The sequence below is a fragment of the Leucobacter sp. NPDC058333 genome (genome assembly GCF_042726155.1).
Lineage (GTDB): Bacteria > Actinomycetota > Actinomycetes > Actinomycetales > Microbacteriaceae > Leucobacter.
Genome location: NZ_JBHXHV010000004.1, coordinates 371,853 through 390,684 on the forward strand (window position 1 = coordinate 371,853; position 18,832 = coordinate 390,684).

General features: G+C 65.6%; 15 protein-coding genes and 1 tRNA gene. 6 read left to right on the plus strand and 10 right to left on the minus strand.

The genetic code is table 11. The annotated features are described in order from the left end of the window. Positions 1 to 74 precede the first annotated feature (74 nt). The 3 genes from ACFWHR_RS14565 to ACFWHR_RS14575 form a co-directional block, all read right to left on the minus strand. Positions 75 to 1,904, minus strand: a complete 1,830-nt coding sequence (locus ACFWHR_RS14565; protein WP_382449034.1) for an ABC transporter ATP-binding protein — start codon at positions 1,902 to 1,904, stop codon at positions 75 to 77. Beyond that, positions 1,901 to 3,799, minus strand: a complete 1,899-nt coding sequence (locus ACFWHR_RS14570; RefSeq protein ID WP_382449035.1) for an ABC transporter ATP-binding protein — start codon at positions 3,797 to 3,799, stop codon at positions 1,901 to 1,903. The genes ACFWHR_RS14565 and ACFWHR_RS14570 overlap by 4 nt, the downstream gene beginning before the upstream one ends. A 336-nt stretch (positions 3,800 to 4,135) precedes the next feature. Next, positions 4,136 to 4,744, minus strand: a complete 609-nt coding sequence (locus tag ACFWHR_RS14575) for a TetR/AcrR family transcriptional regulator (RefSeq protein ID WP_382449036.1) — start codon at positions 4,742 to 4,744, stop codon at positions 4,136 to 4,138. Between the two features lie 82 nt (positions 4,745 to 4,826). On the opposite strand from ACFWHR_RS14575, the gene ACFWHR_RS14580 reads away from it, so the two are divergent. Further along, the gene (locus ACFWHR_RS14580; protein WP_382449037.1) at positions 4,827 to 5,204 is read left to right on the plus strand and encodes a nuclear transport factor 2 family protein; all 378 of its coding nucleotides are present in this window, start codon (positions 4,827 to 4,829) and stop codon (positions 5,202 to 5,204) included. A 109-nt stretch (positions 5,205 to 5,313) separates the two neighbouring features. On the opposite strand, the gene ACFWHR_RS14585 is transcribed toward ACFWHR_RS14580, so the two are convergent. Together ACFWHR_RS14585 and ACFWHR_RS14590 are read right to left on the minus strand one after the other, a co-directional pair. Next, the gene (locus tag ACFWHR_RS14585) at positions 5,314 to 6,270 is read right to left on the minus strand and encodes a 1,4-dihydroxy-2-naphthoate polyprenyltransferase (protein WP_382449038.1); all 957 of its coding nucleotides are present in this window, start codon (positions 6,268 to 6,270) and stop codon (positions 5,314 to 5,316) included. Next, a complete protein-coding gene (locus tag ACFWHR_RS14590) occupies positions 6,267 to 7,559 on the minus strand; it encodes an AMP-binding protein (RefSeq protein WP_382449039.1) in 1,293 nt (430 codons plus the stop codon). The genes ACFWHR_RS14585 and ACFWHR_RS14590 overlap by 4 nt, the downstream gene beginning before the upstream one ends. A gap of 190 nt (positions 7,560 to 7,749) precedes the next feature. Between ACFWHR_RS14590 and ACFWHR_RS14595 the strand changes: the two genes are divergently transcribed. Then, a complete protein-coding gene (locus ACFWHR_RS14595; protein ID WP_382449040.1) occupies positions 7,750 to 8,373 on the plus strand; it encodes a hypothetical protein in 624 nt (207 codons plus the stop codon). A 210-nt stretch (positions 8,374 to 8,583) separates the two neighbouring features. Here ACFWHR_RS14595 and ACFWHR_RS14600 read toward each other — a convergent pair whose 3' ends face one another. After that, on the minus strand, positions 8,584 to 9,498 hold the full coding sequence (locus ACFWHR_RS14600) for a 1,4-dihydroxy-2-naphthoyl-CoA synthase (RefSeq protein WP_382449041.1): 915 nt from the start codon (positions 9,496 to 9,498) through the stop codon (positions 8,584 to 8,586). A 97-nt stretch (positions 9,499 to 9,595) separates the two neighbouring features. Here ACFWHR_RS14600 and ACFWHR_RS14605 point away from each other — a divergent pair, with 97 nt between their 5' ends. Next, the gene (locus ACFWHR_RS14605) at positions 9,596 to 10,627 is read left to right on the plus strand and encodes an o-succinylbenzoate synthase (protein ID WP_382449042.1); all 1,032 of its coding nucleotides are present in this window, start codon (positions 9,596 to 9,598) and stop codon (positions 10,625 to 10,627) included. A 177-nt stretch (positions 10,628 to 10,804) separates the two neighbouring features. Here the strand turns inward: ACFWHR_RS14605 and ACFWHR_RS14610 are convergent, their stop codons facing one another. From ACFWHR_RS14610 to ACFWHR_RS14620, 3 genes are read right to left on the minus strand one after another with little or no spacing between them, the layout of a single operon-like run. Beyond that, a complete protein-coding gene (locus ACFWHR_RS14610; protein ID WP_382449043.1) occupies positions 10,805 to 12,538 on the minus strand; it encodes an AMP-binding protein in 1,734 nt (577 codons plus the stop codon). Between the two features lie 4 nt (positions 12,539 to 12,542). Beyond that, the gene (locus ACFWHR_RS14615) at positions 12,543 to 15,623 is read right to left on the minus strand and encodes a DUF2207 domain-containing protein (RefSeq protein WP_382449044.1); all 3,081 of its coding nucleotides are present in this window, start codon (positions 15,621 to 15,623) and stop codon (positions 12,543 to 12,545) included. 47 nt (positions 15,624 to 15,670) lie between these two features. Beyond that, positions 15,671 to 16,210: an adenine phosphoribosyltransferase gene (locus tag ACFWHR_RS14620; protein WP_382449045.1), complete on the minus strand. Its 540-nt coding sequence runs from the start codon at positions 16,208 to 16,210 to the stop codon at positions 15,671 to 15,673. 122 nt (positions 16,211 to 16,332) lie between these two features. Here ACFWHR_RS14620 and ACFWHR_RS14625 point away from each other — a divergent pair. Beyond that, positions 16,333 to 16,406: transfer RNA gene (locus ACFWHR_RS14625), tRNA-Arg, on the plus strand. Positions 16,407 to 16,486: 80 nt separating this feature from the next. Here the strand turns inward: ACFWHR_RS14625 and ACFWHR_RS14630 are convergent. Further along, entirely contained in the window at positions 16,487 to 16,870 is a 384-nt protein-coding gene (locus tag ACFWHR_RS14630) for a winged helix-turn-helix transcriptional regulator (protein ID WP_382449046.1), read from the minus strand. Positions 16,871 to 16,955: 85 nt separating this feature from the next. On the opposite strand from ACFWHR_RS14630, the gene ACFWHR_RS14635 reads away from it, so the two are divergent. Both ACFWHR_RS14635 and arr read left to right on the plus strand, forming a co-directional pair. Further along, positions 16,956 to 18,329: an MFS transporter gene (locus tag ACFWHR_RS14635; RefSeq protein ID WP_382449047.1), complete on the plus strand. Its 1,374-nt coding sequence runs from the start codon at positions 16,956 to 16,958 to the stop codon at positions 18,327 to 18,329. 42 nt (positions 18,330 to 18,371) lie between these two features. Continuing rightward, positions 18,372 to 18,821, plus strand: a complete 450-nt coding sequence (gene arr / locus ACFWHR_RS14640; RefSeq protein WP_382449048.1) for an NAD(+)--rifampin ADP-ribosyltransferase — start codon at positions 18,372 to 18,374, stop codon at positions 18,819 to 18,821. Positions 18,822 to 18,832 lie beyond the last annotated feature (11 nt).

Here is an 18,832-nt window from a genome sequence, read left to right on the forward strand (position 1 = left end):
AGATTCGGCTTCCGTAAGCTCATGCGCCACTGAAACGTGTCACCGAAGCCGAATCTCTCACTGAAGCGGTGACGTTACACCTGCGTCGACTCCCACTCGGCGAACAGTCGGGCGTAGCGGCCGCCGAGCTCAACGAGCGAGTCTGGTGCACCGTCTTCAACCACTCGACCGTGCTCCATGACGAGCACGCGATCGGCAATCGCCACCGTCGACAGTCGGTGGGCAATGATAATCGCGGTGCGGTCGGCGAGCAGCCGCTGCAACGCGTCCTGCACCAGGCGCTCACTCGGGAGATCGAGCGAGGCGGTCGCCTCGTCCAGAATCAGCACCGTCGGGTCGGCGAGGAACGCGCGCGCGAACGAGATCAACTGGCGTTGACCCGCTGACACGCGCCCGCCGCGCTTATTCACGTCCGTCTCGTATCCGTCGGGCAGGGCCTCGATGAACGTGTCCGCCCCCACCGCGCGGGCCGCCGCGCGCACCTCGGCGACGGTTGCGTCGGGCTTTCCGAGCGCAATGTTCTCGGCGACGGTGCCACTGAACAGATACGCCTCCTGGGTCACCATCACGATCGCGCGGCGCAGGTCAGATGGGTCGAGGTCGCGCAGGTCGATCCCGTCGAGCAGCACAGCACCCTGGGTCGGATCGTAGAACCGCGCGACGAGCTTTGCGAGCGTCGATTTGCCAGCACCCGTCGTACCGACGAGCGCGACCGTCTGCCCCGCGGGCAGCACGAGATCGCAGTCATCAAGCACCGTGCGACCGCCGGCTCCCGCGGTGCCGTATGCGAAGCTCACGTGGTCGAACCGCAATTCGCCGCGCGGGCTCGTGAGGCGCACGGGCGACTCGGGATCCCGAACCGTTGGTGCCTCCTCGAGCACGCCCGACACCTTTTCGAGCGCTGCCGTCGCCGACTGGTATGAGTTGAGGAACATCGCAACCTCTTCGAGCGGGCCGAAGAAGTTTCGCACGTAGAGCACGGCGGCGATCAGCACGCCGATCGCGAGCTCACCGGTCGTCACGCGCAGCGCGCCCCACAGCAGCACGACGGCCACGGTGACATTCGCGAGCAGAATCAGCCCGGGATCGAGCACGCCGAAGAGCCTCAGTACTCGCAGGTTCGCGCGTCGATAGTCGTCGGAGACCGCACCAAAGTCGACGTCACCGCGACGCTCACGCCGGAACGCCTGCACCGCGCGGATGCCGGTCATCGTCTCCACGAACTGCACGATGAGGCGCGCACTGACAACGCGGGTCGACCGGAAGCCCTTCTGCGATTCGACAACGAACCAGCGCATCAAGATCGAGAGCGGAATTCCCATGAACAGCAGCACCAGTCCGCTCTGCCAGTCGAGCAGGAAGAGCATGACGAGCGTGAACGCGCCAATCAGCACGGCGTCGACGAGTTCGTTGAGGCTGCCGTCGAGCAGCTCCTGAATCGACTCGAGGTCGCTCGTCTGCCGGGAGATGATGCGGCCCGACGTATACCCCTCGTGGAATTCAAGGCTGAGTCGCTGCGTCTGACGGAATATACGCGTCCGTAGCTCGATCATTACGGCCTGGGTGAGGCGCGCGATGAGCACGACGTACCATCCGACGAGCACCGAGCCGATGCCGCCGGTCACGACGAACGCGAGCGCCACTCCAATCGCGGGCAGCCAGTCCCCCGCGTTCAGCGCGGCGGGCAGGGCCGTGTCGATGCCGTATGCAATCAGCGACGGCCCGATCGCGCGCATCGCCGACGAGATGATGACCACGACCGCAGTCAGCACGATGAGGCGCGTGAGCGGGCGCAGGATCGACCCAAGCAGTCGCAGCGACCGCCGCCGAATCGCGCGGCTCTCCTCGCGGGTGTAAGTATCGCGGTCTTCACCGCTCGTGCCGCGCACGCTTTCGGGGCTCACGGTCGCACCTCCTCGGTGTGGGTCGTCGAGTGTTCGTCGGGGTGATTGTCGGGGTGATTGTCGGGGTGTTCGCGTTCGATTCCGGCGATCAGGTGCCGGTAGTGGGCGCTGCTGCGCAGCAGCTCAGAGTGGGTACCGATGGCGTCGATGCGGCCGTCCCGCAGCACGGCGACGCGGTCTGCGAGGGCGACAGTAGACGGACGATGCGCGACAACGAGGGCCGTCGTGCTCGCGAGCACCCTGCGCAGCGCGGCCTCGACGAGTGCCTCGGTGTCGACATCGAGCGCCGACAGCGGGTCATCAAGCACCAGCACATCGGGGGCGGCGGCAACCACGCGAGCGAGCGCGAGACGTTGGCGCTGACCGCCCGAGAGGCTGAGCCCCTCTTCGCCAACCTCAGTGTCAAGGCCCTGCGGCAGGTCGGAGACGAACCCCGCCTGCGCCACCGCGAGCGCGTCCTGCAGCACCTGCTCGGCCTCTGGGCTGCTCGGTTCAAGGTCGTGGCGGCCCAGCAGCACGTTCTCTCGTACCGTCGCCGAAAACAGAATGGGGTCTTCAAACGCCACGCCGATCCTGCGCCGCAGGTCTTCGAGTGCGAGATCGCGCACGTCGACTCCATCGAGCGTCACGGCTCCGCCGGTCACGTCGTAGAGCCGGGTCGGGAGGGTCGTGATGCTCGTCTTGCCACTTCCCGTCGCGCCCACGAGCGCGAGCGTCTCGCCGGGTCGCAGCGCGAGATCGAGACCGTTGATCAGGTCGGGTTCGGTTGATCCCGCATCGGGATAATGAAAATGCACATCGCGGAATATAAGTTCACCGCGAGCGTGCTCAATGGTCTTCGGGTGCTCCGGCCCGCGCACGGTGAGCTCGGCGTCGAACACTTCGAACACGCGATCCGTGGCCGTTCGCGTGTCGATCAGGAACGAGAACAGGAAACCGAGCGAGCCGAGCGGCCAGCGCAGCGCGGCGGCCATGGCGAAGAACGCCACCAGTTCACCCGTCGTGAGCAGGTCGTGGGCCGCAAGCCACACGCCCGTGATGAAGCACGCGCCCATCGCGAGGATCGGCACGAGCTCGTACCAGAACCACACTCCGCCGACCTCACGCGCCTTGCGCATTTCGGTTTCGCGCAGAGTTTCGGCACGGCGCGTGAACTGCGACAGGGCATGACCGCCCCGGCCGAACGCTTTCAGCACGCGGATGCCGTGCACGCTCTCTTCGACGGAGGTCGCAAGATCACCGGTCTGATCCTGGCTGCGCCGCGAAAGCACGCCGTAGCGCTGCTCGAAGCGATAGCCGACCACCCAGATCGGAATCGAACAGACAATGAACACGACACCGAGCGACCAGTGCCAGCGGAACAGCAGCCCCATGCCGATAAAGATCGTGAGCAGATTCACGAGCAGCAGGATCGAGCCGAACGCCAACCAGCGACGGATCGAGCTGATGTCCTGCATCATGCGGCTCAGCAGCTGCCCCGACTGCCACCGGTCGTGGAATGCAACGGGCAGCCGCTGCAACCGCTCGTAGAAGGCTTGACGCACCGAGTATTCAACCGCGGCGGCGGGCGCGAGCACGAGTTTGCGCCGCAGGAAGACGAATGCCGCTTCGGCAATACCGAGCGCGAGTACGCCGAGCGTCGCCCAGACGATCAGCGTGCGGTCGCCCGAGGCAATCGGACCGTCGACGGCCCACTGCAGCACCAGTGGAATGATGAGGCTCGCGACGGCGGCGCCGAGCCCAAGGAACGCACCGCCGATGAGCTTGGGCAGCGCGGGGCGCGCGAACGGGATCAGCCGCGCGAGGGCGCGGAGCGTGGAAACCCTGGGCTGGGCGGCCTGGTGGCTCGCTTGGGGCAGGGGGGTAGGGGGCTGTTGTGCAGCTGCGTAATTCATGATGCCTGACGTGAGTCGGCGCTATCGAGGCCGCCCGAAACTACGGGCTGCGCAGAGCGCGGAGACGAAAACTGGAAGTCGAACGGGGCCGGCCGCGAACGGGCCGAGAAAGCCTAGTTCTGAAACTTCGGTGAGCCCGAAGGTCGCGGCGCCGCTGGCTTGTACACGATGTTTGCCATGGTTCGCTCCTCTCCGGGTCAGTGTTTTGGTCAGGGTGTTGTCACGTGGTGACGACGTTCAGCCTAACGAGGCCGCGAGCCGAAAATCAAGAGTCGCGTTCCGCGCGTCGCGATTTTGGGTTGGGTCGCGACGCATTCAGTCCGCGCAGTTATGCAGTTACGCGCGCAACTGTGTGCGTACGGCAAGCTCGACCAGTTCCGCGAGCCGAGTATTGCCGTCAAGCGTGCGAGGCTCGTGGAGATGCCCCGTGATTTGCAACTGCGCGATGCCGTGCAGAGTAATCCAGAGCACAGTCGCGCGCTCGCGAACAGGGATGGGGTCACGGTCAGTTGCGGAGTCAATTCGAGTGATAGCGTCGCGCTCAGCGATCAGCTCTTCGATTGACTGCATTGCGTCATCCGCCGCAGCTTCGGCGTCAGGTGCCGCTTCCACGCGTGGCGCGTCCCCGAAAATCAGCAGGTAGTGCTTCGGGTGCGCGATCGCGTATTCCACGTACGCGAGGCTCCCCGCAAGCACGCGCTCACTCGGATCGGCTCGCGCAGCCTGCTGACGCACGGCCTGTGCCATTGAGTGCAGGGCGTGCACGGCGAGGTACTGCAGCAGCGCCGCTTTGTCGGCAAAGTGCCGATACGGAGCGGCGCGCGAGATACCGGCTTCCTCGCCCACGCCGCGCAGCGTGACAGCTTCGACGCCGCCGCGTTCTAGCAGCGTCGACGCCGCACCGATTATGGCGACTCGCGTCGGCGCAGCATCACGGGGACTCATGCAGCCAGCCTAGAACTTATTGTTGACACCGTCAACAATCGTTCGTATGCTGACACCGTCAACTTACGAAATGGAGAAAATTATGCCTCCCACAACACCACGCGACGCCTTCGCGGACCACTATCTCGCAACTTGGATTGAACCGACTCATCAGGCTCGCTCGGCCGCAGTTGCGCAGCTCTGGTCGCCCACTGGAACGCTGTTTGTCTCGTCGATTAACGCCAGCATCACCGGAATCAAGCTCATTGAAGCTCACATTGGACGCGTACACGACGATCTCATCGCGTCGAAGGGACTCACCTTCGCCTACGACCAGCAGGTGGAGTGTGTCGACACCGTATTGCTTCGCTGGTCGATGCTCGCCCCAACGGGCGACGTCGTCGGTCGCGGTATCGACACTGTCACCTTCACCGCGGACGGACTCATCGAATCCGTGCACATGTTCATGGGGGTGAACTAACCCCACTGCATTCGAATTGGCGGCTCATCGGCGCGCGTCGCTCCGGTGAGCAGCCACAGTGCGCCCAGCGATCCCGCGCCGCATTCAGTCCGCGCAGATCGCGGTCCGGTTAGAACGCGAAGGCGATCCCGAGCAGCACGCCGTATGCGAGCGCGGCGAAGCTCGTGAGCTGCAGCACCAGGATGAGTTCGCGCGGGGTCTTGGCGGTGAGCGTGATGATCGACGCGGGAATAGCGAGCAGCAGCACGAACCAGACGAGGATCATGCCGGGCTGCGCGATCGAGTAGAGGGCTGGCACCGCGAACGGCAGCAGCACGCACACAACGTACAGGATGCGAGAGGCGCGATCACCCATGCGCACCGCAAGCGTACGCTTGCCCGCGAGGCGATCGGTCGGGATGTCACGAAGGTTGTTCACGACGAGCACCGCAACCGCGAAGAAGCCGACTCCGGCCCCGGCCACCCACGGCTCCTGCAGGTCGATGTCCGTTTGCAGCCAGACCGTGCCGACCGTCGCGACGAGACCAAAGAAGACGAACACGACGAGCTCGCCGAGTCCCGCGTAACCGTAGGGGCGCTTGCCACCCGTGTAGAACCACGCGGCGACGATCGCGATCGCGCCGAGCGCGAGGAACCACCAGCGCTCGCTCAGCACCACGGCGATGAGACCCGCGATTGCGGCGAGCGCGAAGAACGTCAGCGCGAGCGCGAGTACACGCTTCGGATTAACGAGCCCGGACCCGGTCAGCCGCGCGGGCCCGACACGGAACTCATCGGTGCCACGAATACCGTCGGAGTAATCGTTCGCGTAGTTCACACCGATCTGCAGGAAGATCGAGACGGCGTGCGCGAGCAGCGTGAGCGTGAGTGAGAAGTCCTGCACCATATAGGCGATTCCGCTGCCCACTGCAACCGGCGCGACCGCGAGCGGAAGGGTGCGCAGACGCGCCCCACCGACCCAGTTGCGCCAGGTAATGCGCGGTTGGGCACCCGACGACATCTGTCGCTTGGCGGCTGCGCGGGTCGCTGGGTTGCCTGAACGGCGACGGTCTTTCGACTGGTTCACGCCTGATCCTTCTCTCCGCGCGATGTCTCCTCGCGCGCTGCAGCGCGGGTATCCCCGCGTCGTACCTCACTAAAACTCGACCGCAACCGGGTCAGCCACTCGCCCAGCTCCGCGTAGTCAGTCTTGCCCCCGGCGAGCTTCGGGATCTCGCCAATCTCAGTGGCCCATTCGGGCACCGCCGCCGGGCCGAGGGCACCACGAATGGCCTGTTGGACGTGATCGAAACTTGCGCGGATGGGCGCGGGGGTCTCGGTGCCGGAGTCGGGATCTCCCGCGCCGCCCTCGATCTCTACGACCAAAGACGCCCGCTCGCCCCATTCGGGGTGCGGGGCGCTGAGTGCGACCGCGCTCTCCCAGCCGGGCTGCTCGCGCACGACTCGCTCAACCGCGTCGAGTGACACATTCACGCCGCCCGAGATGATGACGCGGTCGAGTCGTCCGGTGACGGTGAGCATGCCGCCGAGTAGCTCGCCAGAGTCACCCGTGCGATACCAGCGAACTGGTACGCCGTCGCGCCCGCTCTCGGTGATGAACGTGCGTGCGGTGAGTTCGGGATCACCGACGTATCCCAGGGCGAGCGACGACCCCGCGAGCTGCACCTCGCCACCGCGGATGCGTACGCGCGTGTCGCCGATCTCGACTCCGTCGTAGACGCATCCGCCTGACGTTTCGGTCATGCCGTAGCTGCGCTTCAGTCCAATGCCGAGCACGTGAGCGCGACTGCGGAGCGCCAGGCTGACGGCCTGGCCACCGACGAGCACCGCGTCAAAGCGCCGCAGCACATCGGCGGCCTCGCGATCCTGCTCGACGAAATCAAACAGCCGCGCGAGCTGCACCGGCACCAGCGACACATAGCGGCGGTCGGCCTCGAGCATCTCTGCGCGTTCCAGGAACGCCTCCGGATCGAAGTGCCCGTCGAAAAACACCGGCTGCGTGCCCGCAATCTCGCTGCGCACCAGCATCTGCAGGCCCGAGATGAGGTGCGTCGGCAGCGCGACGAGCCACTGCCCGTGACCGCCGAATCGCTCGGCCGTCGCCTCGGCGCCCGCCCGGAGCGCGTCGGCCGAGAGCGCGACCGCCTTGGGCACGCCGCTCGACCCAGATGTCCGCACGACGAGGGCAGTGCCCTCAGGGAGAGGTTGCCGTTGGAGTGCAGCAATCTCGTCGGGGTCGGTGCCGGGGGCGACCGGAACGATCGGGGCGACGCCACGCATCGCATCGGCAAGTCCGGCCATCATCCAGGCGCGATCCTCGGTCGGGATCGCACGAAGTCCGTGGGGCGCAGTCACCCGACTAGGCTACTCCGCGTTGCTGGGGCACGCGCGCGCGGCGTGCGCGCCCGCCGCGTGCCCGCCCGCCCGCCGCCCGCCCGCCCATTCGCGAGCGGGGTAACTTTAAGGGGGTGTTGCGACGGCGACACGCGTCAATAGTTACCCCGCTCGGCCGGGGCGGCGCGCAGCGGCGCGTTAGCGTGGGGGCATGTACGGCGCACACGTCACGGAAACCGACTTCTCGTGGGTGCAGCACGAACCACAGTTTCGGCTCTACCTATTTGACGGTCCGGACAACCGGACGACGGTGATGGACATATTTAAGACGTCAGTCGAAGACGTGTTGCAATCTGCGGAGGTACTCTCAGAACACGACGCCCGACTGTGGTCGCTCGCACTTGTCTCAACTGATAGCAACGGCGACTTCGGCCTTACATGGCTGTCGGGTATGGACTACAACGAGGTTCCCTGTAACGCGCATGAGTGGAAGCTCCACAGTGAAATGCAGAGCCGCTATCTCATGGCGCGAAGCCAGGCCGGTGAGTCGGTCGTCCTCCCGAATGGCTTGCGGTGCATTCGCATGTTCGCCGAGTGGGTCGACAGCTGCCCGCTTTGGGAGAGTTTCACTGACAACTACCCACTTCAGCAAGGCAGTTTGCCCATCTCGGACGAACTCTGGAACGAGCTCGTGAAGTGGAACCGCGAATATAGGAATCGTGATGAAGACGAGCCGGTCCCTGACGAGCGTGGCTGGCTCGCGCGGGGCACTGAGCTGCACAATCGTCTACAAAACGAACTGGTGGGCGTCGCCGAGGTCGTCCCCGAGTTCTGAGGCGCCCCGCTGAACGGGCGGGCCCGCGCGCACTCCCGTCGGGCGTGCCCGCCCGCCCATTCGCGAGCGGGGTAACTTTTAGGGGGTGTTGCGACTGCGACACGCGTCAAAAGTTACCCCGCTCGGTCGGGCGGCGCGCAGCGGCGCCCGGAGGGGTTCAGCAGCCCGCAGCCCGCAGCGCCCGCAGCCCGCAGCAGCAGCGCAGCGCGCTCAGTAGTGGTAGGGGAATGGGCTCCAGTCAGGTTCGCGCTTCTCCAAGAACGAGTCGCGCCCCTCAACCGCCTCGTCGGTGCCGTAGGCGAGGCGCGTCGTCTCACCCGCGAAGAGCTGCTGGCCGACGATCCCGTCGTCGACCGCGTTCATCGCGTACTTGAGCATGCGAATCGCGGTCGGCGACTTGCCGAGGATCGTGCGTGCCCAGGCGATACCGGTGCGCTCGAGTTCGGCGTGCGGCACGACCTCGTTCACCGCGCCGATCTCGCGTGCGCGGTCGGCCGAGTACTCCTCGGCGAGGAAGAAGATCTCGCGCGCAAACTTCTGACCGACCTGCTTCGCGAAGTAGGCGCTGCCGTATCCGGCGTCGAACGACCCGACATCGGCGTCGGTTTGCTTGAATTTGGCGTGCTCGCGGCTCGCGATCGTGAGATCGCAGACCACATTCAGCGAGTGCCCGCCGCCGGCTGCCCAGCCCGGCACCAGCGCGATGACGACCTTCGGCATGAATCGGATCAACCGCTGCACCTCAAGAATGTGCAGCCTCCCCGCGCGCGCTGTCGCTTCTGGGCCGACCGTGGTCTCGTCGTCGGAGTACTTGTATCCGTCGCGGCCGCGAATGCGCTGGTCGCCGCCCGAGCAGAACGCCCAGCCGCCGTCTTTCGGGCTCGGCCCGTTGCCGGTGAGCAGCACGACACCAACCTTCGGGTTCACGCGGGCCCGCTCGAGCGCGTCGGCAAGCTCATCGACCGTGCGCGGACGGAATGCGTTGCGCACCTCGGGCCGGTCGAACGCGACGCGGGCAATGCGGCCGTCGAGACTGAGGTGGGAGGTGATGTCGGTGTACTGCTCCGATCCCGGGGCACTCGCCCACTCCGCCGGATCAAAAAGCTCAGAAACCTGCTGCGTCATGCCCCTAGCCTAGGTGTGCTTCCGCGAGAAGGTCGTTCGGCGGCTGAACACGCACAAACACACTCACGCACGAGCCCCGAAGTGGCAGGATCGAAGCATGACCACCGCGCACCCGCCCCGCCCCGCGCTGCCGCCACTCGCCGACGTGCTTGCGGCGGCACACGTCGTGGCGATCCCGACCCGCACGCGGTTTCGCGGCATTTCGGTGCGCGAGGCCGTCGTGTTTGATGCGCCGCAGGGTGCGAGCGAGTTCTCACCGTTTCTCGAGTACGCCGACGCGGAGGCCGCCCCGTGGCTCGCGGCCGCGCTCGATTTCGGGTGGCAGGAGCAGCCGCGGGCACTGCGCGATCGCATTGAGGTGAACGCGACCGTGCCGGCGGTCGCGGCGGACGAGGTACCCGACATTTTGGCGAGATTTCCCGGGTGCACGACAGCGAAAGTAAAGGTCGCCGAGCGCGGTCAGACCCTCGCAGACGACGTCGCCCGGGTGCGCGCGGTGCGGCGAGCACTCGGCGAGAGCGGTCTTGTGCGCATCGACGCGAACGCCGGCTGGGGGGTCGCCGACGCCGTCGCTGCGCTCACCTCGCTCGCCGAGTTTGACCTCGACTACGCCGAGCAGCCGTGCGCCACCGTCGACGAGTTAGTCGAGGTGCGCGAGCGCCTGCGCGGGCCGCGCGGCGCGAGTGGGCCGGGGCGCACGGTGCGCATCGCCGCCGACGAGAGCGTGCGCAAAGCGGAGGATCCCCTCGCCGTCGCCCGCGCCGGCGCCGCCGACCTGCTCATCGTGAAGGCGCAGCCGCTCGGCGGCGTACGCCGCGCTCTTGATATCGTGCGCGAGGCTGGCCTGCCCGTGGTCGTCTCGAGCGCGCTCGACACCTCCGCGGGCATCGCGATGGGATTGCAACTCGCGGCCGCGCTCCCCGACGGGCTGCTCGCCGGAGCCTGCGGGCTCGGCACGGTCGCGCTGCTCGACGGCGACGTCACCGCAAACCCGCTGGTGCCGGTCAACGGAGCGATTGCGGTGGGACGCCCAGAGCTCGACATGTCCCTGCTTGCGCAGTTTCAAGCGGCGCCGGATCGCGAGGCGTGGTGGCGCGACCGCCTCGTCCGCGCGTACGCGCTCGTGTGAGGCCCGGGCACCCGGGCTCGGGCTCAGGCCTGGCCCGGGTGAGCACGGTCGGGCCCCGCGTTGCGCAAGTTTTCTGCGTTGCGCAAGCCCGTGCAGCGCGAATCCGACTTGCAGAACGCGGATAGCTTGCGGAACGCGGGCGGGAGGGCGAGCGGGCGCGCGGCCGCCCGCAGCGCGCTACCCCTTCAGACCCGGGAAGTCCTCTTCGCGCCACTCGCTCGCGATGCGCTCGCCCGCCGCGTGGGCGGCCTCTTCACGCTGGCGCAGTTCGATGCGGCGAATCTTGCCCGACGTGGTCTTCGGCAGCTCGAAGAACTCGACGCGGCGCACGCGCATGTACGGCGGCAGCGCGGTGCGCGCGTGGGCCAGGATCTCGCGCGCAGCGTCGTCAGTCGCCTCGACGCCGGCGGCGAGCGAGACATACGCCTTCGTGACGTTGAGTCGCGTCTCGTCGGGGGCGCCGACGACCGCAGCCTCGGCGACGAACGCGTGCTCAATCAGCGCGCTCTCGACCTCGAACGGCGACACCTTGTAGTCGCTCGATTTGAAGATGTCGTCGGTGCGACCCACGAACGTGAGCACGCCGTCAGCGCCGCGCTGGGCCACGTCTCCGGTGTGGAACAGTCCGCCGCGCGTCGCACGCTCTGTCGCATCGGGGTTGCCGTAGTAGCCGGGCATCAGGTTCACGGGACGCTCGGGTTCGAGTCGCAGGCAGATCTCGCCCTCGTCGGTCTCGTCTCCGGTCACGGGGTCGATGAGTACCGCGGCGACTCCGGGCAGCGGCTGGCCCATGGCGCCCGGCACGATCGGGTCGCCCGGGAGGTTGCCAATGAGCGCCGTCGTCTCGGTCTGACCGTAGCCGTCGCGAATCTCGAGCCCCCACCACTCCTGAATACGCGCGATGACCTCGGGGTTCAACGGCTCGCCCGCGGACACGATCTCGCGCAGCGCGCGCGGCCGGTTCGCGAGCTTGCTCTGGATGAGCATGCGCCACACCGTGGGCGGCGCGCAGAACGTATTCACGCCCACACGATCCAACTCAGAAACCAAGAAATCAGCGTCGAACCGGGCATAGTTCGCAACGAAAATGGTCGCACCGACGTGCCACGGCCCAAAGAAACTCGACCAGGCGTGCTTGGCCCAGCCCGGCGCGCTGATGACGAGGTGCGTGTCGCCCGGGCGAATGCCGAGCCACGACAGGGTGGTGAGGTGTCCGAGCGGGTAGCTCGTGTGCGAGTGCACGACGATCTTCGGCAGGCTCGTGGTGCCCGACGTGAAGTAGAGCAGCGCCGGGTCGGCGCTCGTCGTCACCTTGCGAATGCGTGCGAGCGATGCAGCTGACGACTCCTCGTAGCGCTCCCAGTTGTAGAGCCGCGCGCGCTGGTCGTCTGTTGCGGTGTCGAAGCCCACGCCGATGCCCCGGTAATCGCCGGGTACGTCGCTGAACTTCTGCGCGTCTTCTGCCGCGGCGAAGACCCACTTCACGGTGCCACGTTCGACGCGGTCGACGAGTTCGTGGGGCCCCAGCACGACCGAGGTGGGCAAGAGCACGACGCCCATCTTCATTGCCGCGAGCATGATCTCCCAAAGCTCCACGCGGTTGCCCAGCATCAGCATGGCAACGTCACCGCGCCGCGCACCGATTTTCGTGAGCCAGTTGGCGACCTGATCGGAGCGTCGTTTCAGCTGGGCGAAGGAGCGCTTGAGTTCACTGCCGTCTTGCTCAGCGATCCAGAGGGCCGTCGTGTCATTGCCGTCGGCTATAACGTCGAAGATGTCGTGCGCCCAGTTGAAGTCGGGCCCGACGTCGGGCCACTCGAATTCGGCACGCTGGCGCTCGGGCTCTCCAGCGAGGGCGAGCAGCTGATCCCGGGCGGCAAAAAATGCGGCCGTGGCGTCGATCTCAGTCATTGCTCTATTCTGCTCTGTTCCGACGATTCACCACGACAATTTGCGCGATCACGGCCACGACCGTGACGCCGATGAGGGAGAGGCCGAGGGTTCCGCGCGAGTCGTCGCCCGCCATCGGCATGACGACCCAGCAGAAATACACGGTCTGCGCGAGCGCGAGCAGCGGGATCGTCGCCCGAGAGGTCGTGCGCAAGCTCGCGCTCACCGCGCGCTTTGCAGCCAGCGCGTACGCGATGACCCCGAGTGCCCCTGCCAGCACGAGACCGAATCCCCAGAGCATCACGGTGTACGGGAGTGTGACCTGATGCGTGTATTTCTCGTACGCGACGGGGCTGACCCCGTCAAATGTGCCCGCCGGAAACTCAAACAGCGCGCCGACGTCGCCGCCAAGATCGAGCTCGTACTTACCCAACTGGGAATTGATATCAGGATCCACCGACCATTTGCCGTCCGCGGCGCTCTCACCGGCGGCAATGAACCGAGAGGTAACGGCGTCCGCATCGAGTTCGACCACGAGCGCACCGTCGGCACGTTCCCGCTGAGACCCGATGCGCAATTCGTAGTGCTGAGTGTCCTTGATATCGGGGGTGTCCGTATAGAACTGGCGTTCAGTGACCCACGGCTTTGCGACGTTGCCGTATTCAAGGGGCTCGGCGGAGCGGTCGGAGTCGTAATTGAGCCACCCGGCTGTGTTCCACTGATCGACGAGCTCAGAGTCGACGGTCAGCTGCACGCGCATTGGACGAACCGGATTCTTGCCACCGGAATAATCACCGGTCGTCGCGTAATAGTCGTCGTCCCAGAATGAGAGCCAGGTCGCCCAGCGCACCTCCTGTACGGGCTGCGGCCCGTTTGAGGCGGCGACAGCGGCGCTGGTCAGGGAGTATCTGATTTCAACTGCATGTGTGCCTGCGAGTACGTCCGAGAGTTGCGTGAGCATTGCGACACTGTGCGTCTGGGGCTGTGGCAGTTCTGAGTAGGGCACGGGCTTGCCGTCAATGGAGACAGACTCGAGTTTGAATCCAAGCGACTGCCCGAGCCGCTTGACCGGCCATTCCTTCGCGAACTGTGGCACATTCGACGAGGAGTCATCGAAATTGACATCGAGCTGTTCCACGACGTCAAGGTGAGCCTGCCCGTTGCTACCGCGGCTCAATTCCGCGGCGATCTCAAAGCCCGACACTTCGGTGTAAAAACTGCCCGGCAGGTCATCGTCGTGAGTGATGAAGCTCGCACCGTTGTCATAGGGCGGTGGAAGCGTGGAGACCGTGACGATCGACCCGGCGAGTGCGGCGATCGACACCACCAGCGCGAATACCGCCGGCGCCGAGACGAAGTGTTCTGAGCGCCACCCGCGGTCTATGGCGCGGTCCCCCGATTCGGCCTCGGCGTGAGCGACGAGCTTGCGCCCAGCCTTGCGGGGGCGCTCGAAAAGCACTGCGTACGGCAAGAGGCGGTCGTCGAGCGGGCCGCGATCCAGCAGCCGCGTTGCCCGCGCCCAGACATCGATGCCCTTGAGCTGCTGCATCGCGAGTGCACCCTTGCGGGTGAGCGGTCGTGGTCGCCACACCGCAGCGACCGCGAGATTCGCACAGATCGTGGAGACGAGCACAAACACCGCTGGCCACCACACGATCGACAGAATGACCTGGTGGGACAGCTGCCGCAGCAACCCCCACTGCAGCAGCATGATGGCGACGGGCGCGAACGTGAAGAAATCGCGCACGTAACTGTCGGGCACCCAGCGGAGCTTCTCTGCGACCGCGGCATCGGTTCTACTCCACGAGGCCGTGCGCCGCGCGATCGTCGCCGAATTGCCGAGCGTACCTGCCCGCCGGCCAGCACGCGCGATGCGACGGAACCACTCGGTGCGTCGCACGAGCGAGCGCCCCTGGGGTTCGTCGAGCGCGCTCACAATTTCGACGTGCCGCGGCTTTCGCATGAACTCAGCGGCGAGCTTCGGGCTCATTTTTTCGGGCCGCTCGCTTCGCGGCAGGTACCACGGCTCGCCCGCGCTGTCTGCCCAAACTACGCGACGCGCCGCGAACGCGAACAGCGCGAGCACGACCAGTAGAGCGAGCGGCAGGAGGGGGCCATAGGTCTGCACCCAGAACAGCGCCGTCGTCGGCGGCTGCGCAAACGTGCCCGGCTCGAACTTCGCGCTGATATACAGGTCAGCGTTGGGAGGCAGCGTGTCGTCATTCGAGAACGCGTAGCGCACCCCGTCGGCAGAGTCTGCTTCGGGGCTCAGCCACTCCGTCGCGCTCACCAGCAGCCAGCCGATATAGGCCTGCGGTGCCCGCACGAGCGCATCGTTCACATCGTCTGCAAGCGTGAGCGAGACGTCGATCCCCTTGGTTGCCTGCGGCCACGTCGGCGCGAAGAGCGGCCAGTTCAGTGAGTCGACCGCCTGGCCCGTCGCCGTATCAACGTCAACGGAGACGAGGTCGTGCAATTCATAGCTGAGCGCGACCTCTTGAGTGCCAGAGAACTTTGCGCCGCCGGCGCGCGTGATCCGCACTTCTGTGGTTGTCGACTTTTCATCGACCACCGTCTTCGCGGCTGCACCATCTACCGTCACCTCGCCCAGGGCAAACCGCACGTCGTGCCCCTTGAACTCGGTCACGATGGTGCGCGCGACGCTCTCTTCGGGGCCGTTGCGAAAGTCGGCTGAAAAGCGCTCGCTGACGTGCGCCGTGAAGGCCCCGTCGGCGTCGCGACTCACCACATAGTCGACCGCCGCGTCGCGCGCGATCCAGTCAACCTCGTCAATCTCGGCAGACGCGATTACCTCGTCGAAATCAAGCGGCTTATTGATGATCGGGCCGACCAGCAAAAACACGCCGAACATCGCGAGCAACACCCAGAAATACCGCATGGCATTGCGAATAACGGTGTCGCCCCGCGCGCGCAAACGCGTTTCGACGCGGGTCAGCACACTCGCGAGCCACCTGAACAGCGGAGTGTGCTCGGGCTGCGGGTCAGGGATCCTGCCCGAGTTCAGCAGCTCAGGATCGCTGCCAGCAAGATCAAAGAAATCGGGCGCCGGAAGTCGCGAACGTTCGCGTTGTGACTTCCGACTCATGATGTGAATCTACCCGTGACCATCGACGCTGATGCTTGCTCGGTCGTTCAACTGTGAAAAACAGTGTGCAGCGCAGGATCACCGACCGCTGCGCGTCCACCGAGACCTTCGATCTCAAACAGCACGGAGGTGCCCGCTGCGACGTAACCGAGGCGCTCAATGAGCTCGTGCGCCGCCGCGAGGGTGCCGCCCGTTGCCAGCACGTCGTCAATCAGCAGCACGCGGGTGCCCGGCGCAAAGTCGTCGTGCGCTTCGACCTCGGCCGTGCCGTACTCAAGCTTGTACCCGACACTCGCGGCCGGGCGAGGCAGCTTGCCCGCCTTGCGGATCGGCATCAGCCCCGTGTTGCTCGAATAGGCGGCGGCACTCGCCAGCAAGAAGCCTCGCGCTTCGAGGCCGGCGACGACATCGAAGGATCCGCGAAACGGTTCGATGAGGGCATCCACTGTTGCGCGCAGCGCTGCCGCGTCCCCGAGCAGCGGAGTGATGTCACGGAACAGGATGCCCGGCGACGGATAGTTCGCGATCTCGCGAATCAGCGCCTCTGCGCGGGCAAGGGCTGGGCTGGTTGCGGGGCTCAATGTCACGGGATCCAGGGTACTGCGCCATGCTGACGTACGCGACACGCGCGGCGCTCGCGGCCCGGGGTGCCCAGATTTTAGATTTCTTCTCGAGTCGTGTAGTCTCTTTCGAGTTGGGAAACCAACGGGCGCCCCTAGCTCAGCTGGATAGAGCATCTGACTACGGATCAGAAGGTCAGGGGTTCGAATCCCTTGGGGCGCACGTTCACACGAAATCCCTGTCACAGATGTGGCAGGGATTTCGTCATTCTCTGGAGCTTCTCCGACTGCTTAGGATCCTGCTCAGCCTGCGCGCGACTCTGCGTCCGTCTCGTTACTTTCGCGCTCCTGCTGTATGTACGCGGTCCCCCAGCGCGCCAACTCGCCGATCAGCGGCTGCACCTCCTCGCCGAGTGCACTGAGTGAGTATTCAACTTTCGGCGGAACCTCCGCGTACACGGTGCGGACCACGAGGCCATCAATCTCAAGCTCGCGCAGCTGACGGGTGAGCACGCGTGCCGTGCAATTGCCCAGATGCCTACTGAGCTCGCCAAAGCGAAGCACACGGTGAGTGTTGAGGAGCGTCAGGATGCTCGGCTTCCAGGCACCGCCGAGAATCGCCACGGATATCTCGGCCGTGCAGAGCGGGGACCACGTCGTGACGAGTTGTTCAATTCTCGGCCGCATGATGAACCCCTTAGTATCACAATGGTTACTACATACCAAACATGTCAGTACTTGCGGAATCGATCATATCCCTCAGACTGAATGCATGCACCAGCAAACGGACGTACTCACACGCCTCAATCCACGTCGCTGGTTCGCAATGATTCCGATGCTATTGGGCGTCTTCCTCGGCGCAGTCACGATTAGCAGCGCAACCACGGCGCTGCCCTCGATGATCACCGAACTTTCCCTCTCCACTGTCGAAGCCACCTGGATCATCGACGCCTACCCGTTGGCACTCGCCGTCTCGCTCGTCGTCGCAGCACGCACGGGCGATCGTTTCGGGCGCCGCCGAATGATGATCCTCGGTTTTGCCGGCTTCGCCGCATTCAACCTTGTTGGCGGCTTCGCACAGAGCGGTCTTGCGCTCATTGCAGCGCGCACCCTTCTCGGCTTCGCGGAGGCCCTGGTGATCGCCTCAGTCGTCGCGACCATTGGCGTACATTTTCGCGCACGGGAGCGCGTGTTCGCCTACGGGCTATGGACAGCGACGTTCGGCGCAGGAAGCGCCCTCGGCCCACTGATTGGCGGATTACTGTCGGATGGACCCGGCTGGCGGTGGACGATGTACGCGGCGGCACCCGTCGCCGCGGCGGCTCTGGTGCTCGCTGCCTGGCTCGTTCCAGAGTCGCGAACGAGCACGCGACCGAGCTGGGACTTCGCGAGCATCGCGCTGTCGATCGTCGCCCTCGCAGGAATCGTTTACGGCCTACAGCATGCGGCACTCGCGCCCGTCACGGCCGCCATTGTGGGCGTCACTGGCGTCGTCGCCCTGGTGCTCTTCGTGCGACGGCAACGCCGCCTGCACGACCCGCTGATTGACGTCAACCTCTTCGCCAACGGGCGATTCTCGGTGGCATACCTGCAGATTCTCGTGACCACGGGCACGAGCAACGCGACAGTTTTTCTCGTGAGTCTGCACCTGCAGCAAACGCGGGGGTACAGTGCGATCGAGGCCGGAATCACGCTGTTGCCACACGCCGCGCTGATCGTCATCGGCGGCGTGCTCGCACCCCTCACGCTCCGAATCTTCTCCTCCGGCGTCGCGACGGCACTTGCCCTCATTGCGCAGGCGTCCGGTTTGATCTGGGTGAGCGTGCAGCCGGAGAACTTCATCGCGCCGCTCGTGCTCATCGGGTTGGGAATGGGGGTCGTCGGTACACTCTCAGCCGCGGCACTGTTCGACGTCACAACGTCCGACCAGGCGGGGCAAGTCGGTGCGATCCAAGAGGTCGGATTCGCTCTGGGTGCCGGGCTCGGAATCGCGGTCTTCGGAGCCATCGCGGCGGCGCTCGGGATCAACGGGTTCAGCGTGGCGTTCGTCGCAGCAGCTGTCACTGCTGCCGTGGCCGGAGTGCTGCCTGTGTCGCAGCGGTCACGACGTCGGCGTGCGCCAGACGCGCAGCTCACACGGAACTGAGCGGTGGCCTTCGGTTTCGCCGGCGTGCAGGCTGAACCAGCGATGAGCACGACCTTTTATACTGCCGCCATGCAAGATCCTCCAGACACCGGGCCATTTTTCCACGGAACGATCGCCGATCTTCAAGTCGGTGACTACTTATCCCCCGGGTTCCGGTCCAACTACCGACCCGAGGTCGTGATGAATCACGTCTACTTCACGGCGCTCGCGGACGGCGCGGGGCTCGCAGCAGAGCTGGCCGCCGAGCTTCACTCCGACGGCCGCACACCGCGGGTGTACCGCGTGGAGCCGACGGGTGAGTTCGAGGACGACCCGAACGTCACCGACAAGAAGTTCCCGGGAAACCCCACGCGTTCCTATCGCACGGCGCACCCGCTCCGCGTCGTCGCTGAGATCGCCGACTGGAAAAGGCTCGCCCCCGAGGCTCTCCAACAGTGGCGAAGGCAGATCGTCGCCGTGCACCCCGACGATCGCGGCGAAATCATTAACTAACGCGCAGCGGC

Excerpts from the sequence above, each read along its gene's own strand:
- ACFWHR_RS14570 (WP_382449035.1), bottom strand. The coding sequence starts at position 3,799 with ATGAATTACGCAGCTGCACAACAGCCCCCTACCCCCCTGCCCCAAGCG.
- ACFWHR_RS14575 (WP_382449036.1), bottom strand. The coding sequence starts at position 4,744 with ATGAGTCCCCGTGATGCTGCGCCGACGCGAGTCGCCATAATCGGTGCG.
- ACFWHR_RS14580 (WP_382449037.1), top strand. The coding sequence starts at position 4,827 with ATGCCTCCCACAACACCACGCGACGCCTTCGCGGACCACTATCTCGCA.
- ACFWHR_RS14595 (WP_382449040.1), top strand. The coding sequence starts at position 7,750 with ATGTACGGCGCACACGTCACGGAAACCGACTTCTCGTGGGTGCAGCAC.
- ACFWHR_RS14600 (WP_382449041.1), bottom strand. The coding sequence starts at position 9,498 with ATGACGCAGCAGGTTTCTGAGCTTTTTGATCCGGCGGAGTGGGCGAGT.
- ACFWHR_RS14605 (WP_382449042.1), top strand. The coding sequence starts at position 9,596 with ATGACCACCGCGCACCCGCCCCGCCCCGCGCTGCCGCCACTCGCCGAC.
- ACFWHR_RS14610 (WP_382449043.1), bottom strand. The coding sequence starts at position 12,538 with ATGACTGAGATCGACGCCACGGCCGCATTTTTTGCCGCCCGGGATCAG.
- ACFWHR_RS14615 (WP_382449044.1), bottom strand. The coding sequence starts at position 15,623 with ATGAGTCGGAAGTCACAACGCGAACGTTCGCGACTTCCGGCGCCCGAT.
- ACFWHR_RS14630 (WP_382449046.1), bottom strand. The coding sequence starts at position 16,870 with ATGCGGCCGAGAATTGAACAACTCGTCACGACGTGGTCCCCGCTCTGC.
- ACFWHR_RS14635 (WP_382449047.1), top strand. The coding sequence starts at position 16,956 with ATGCACCAGCAAACGGACGTACTCACACGCCTCAATCCACGTCGCTGG.
- arr (WP_382449048.1), top strand. The coding sequence starts at position 18,372 with ATGAGCACGACCTTTTATACTGCCGCCATGCAAGATCCTCCAGACACC.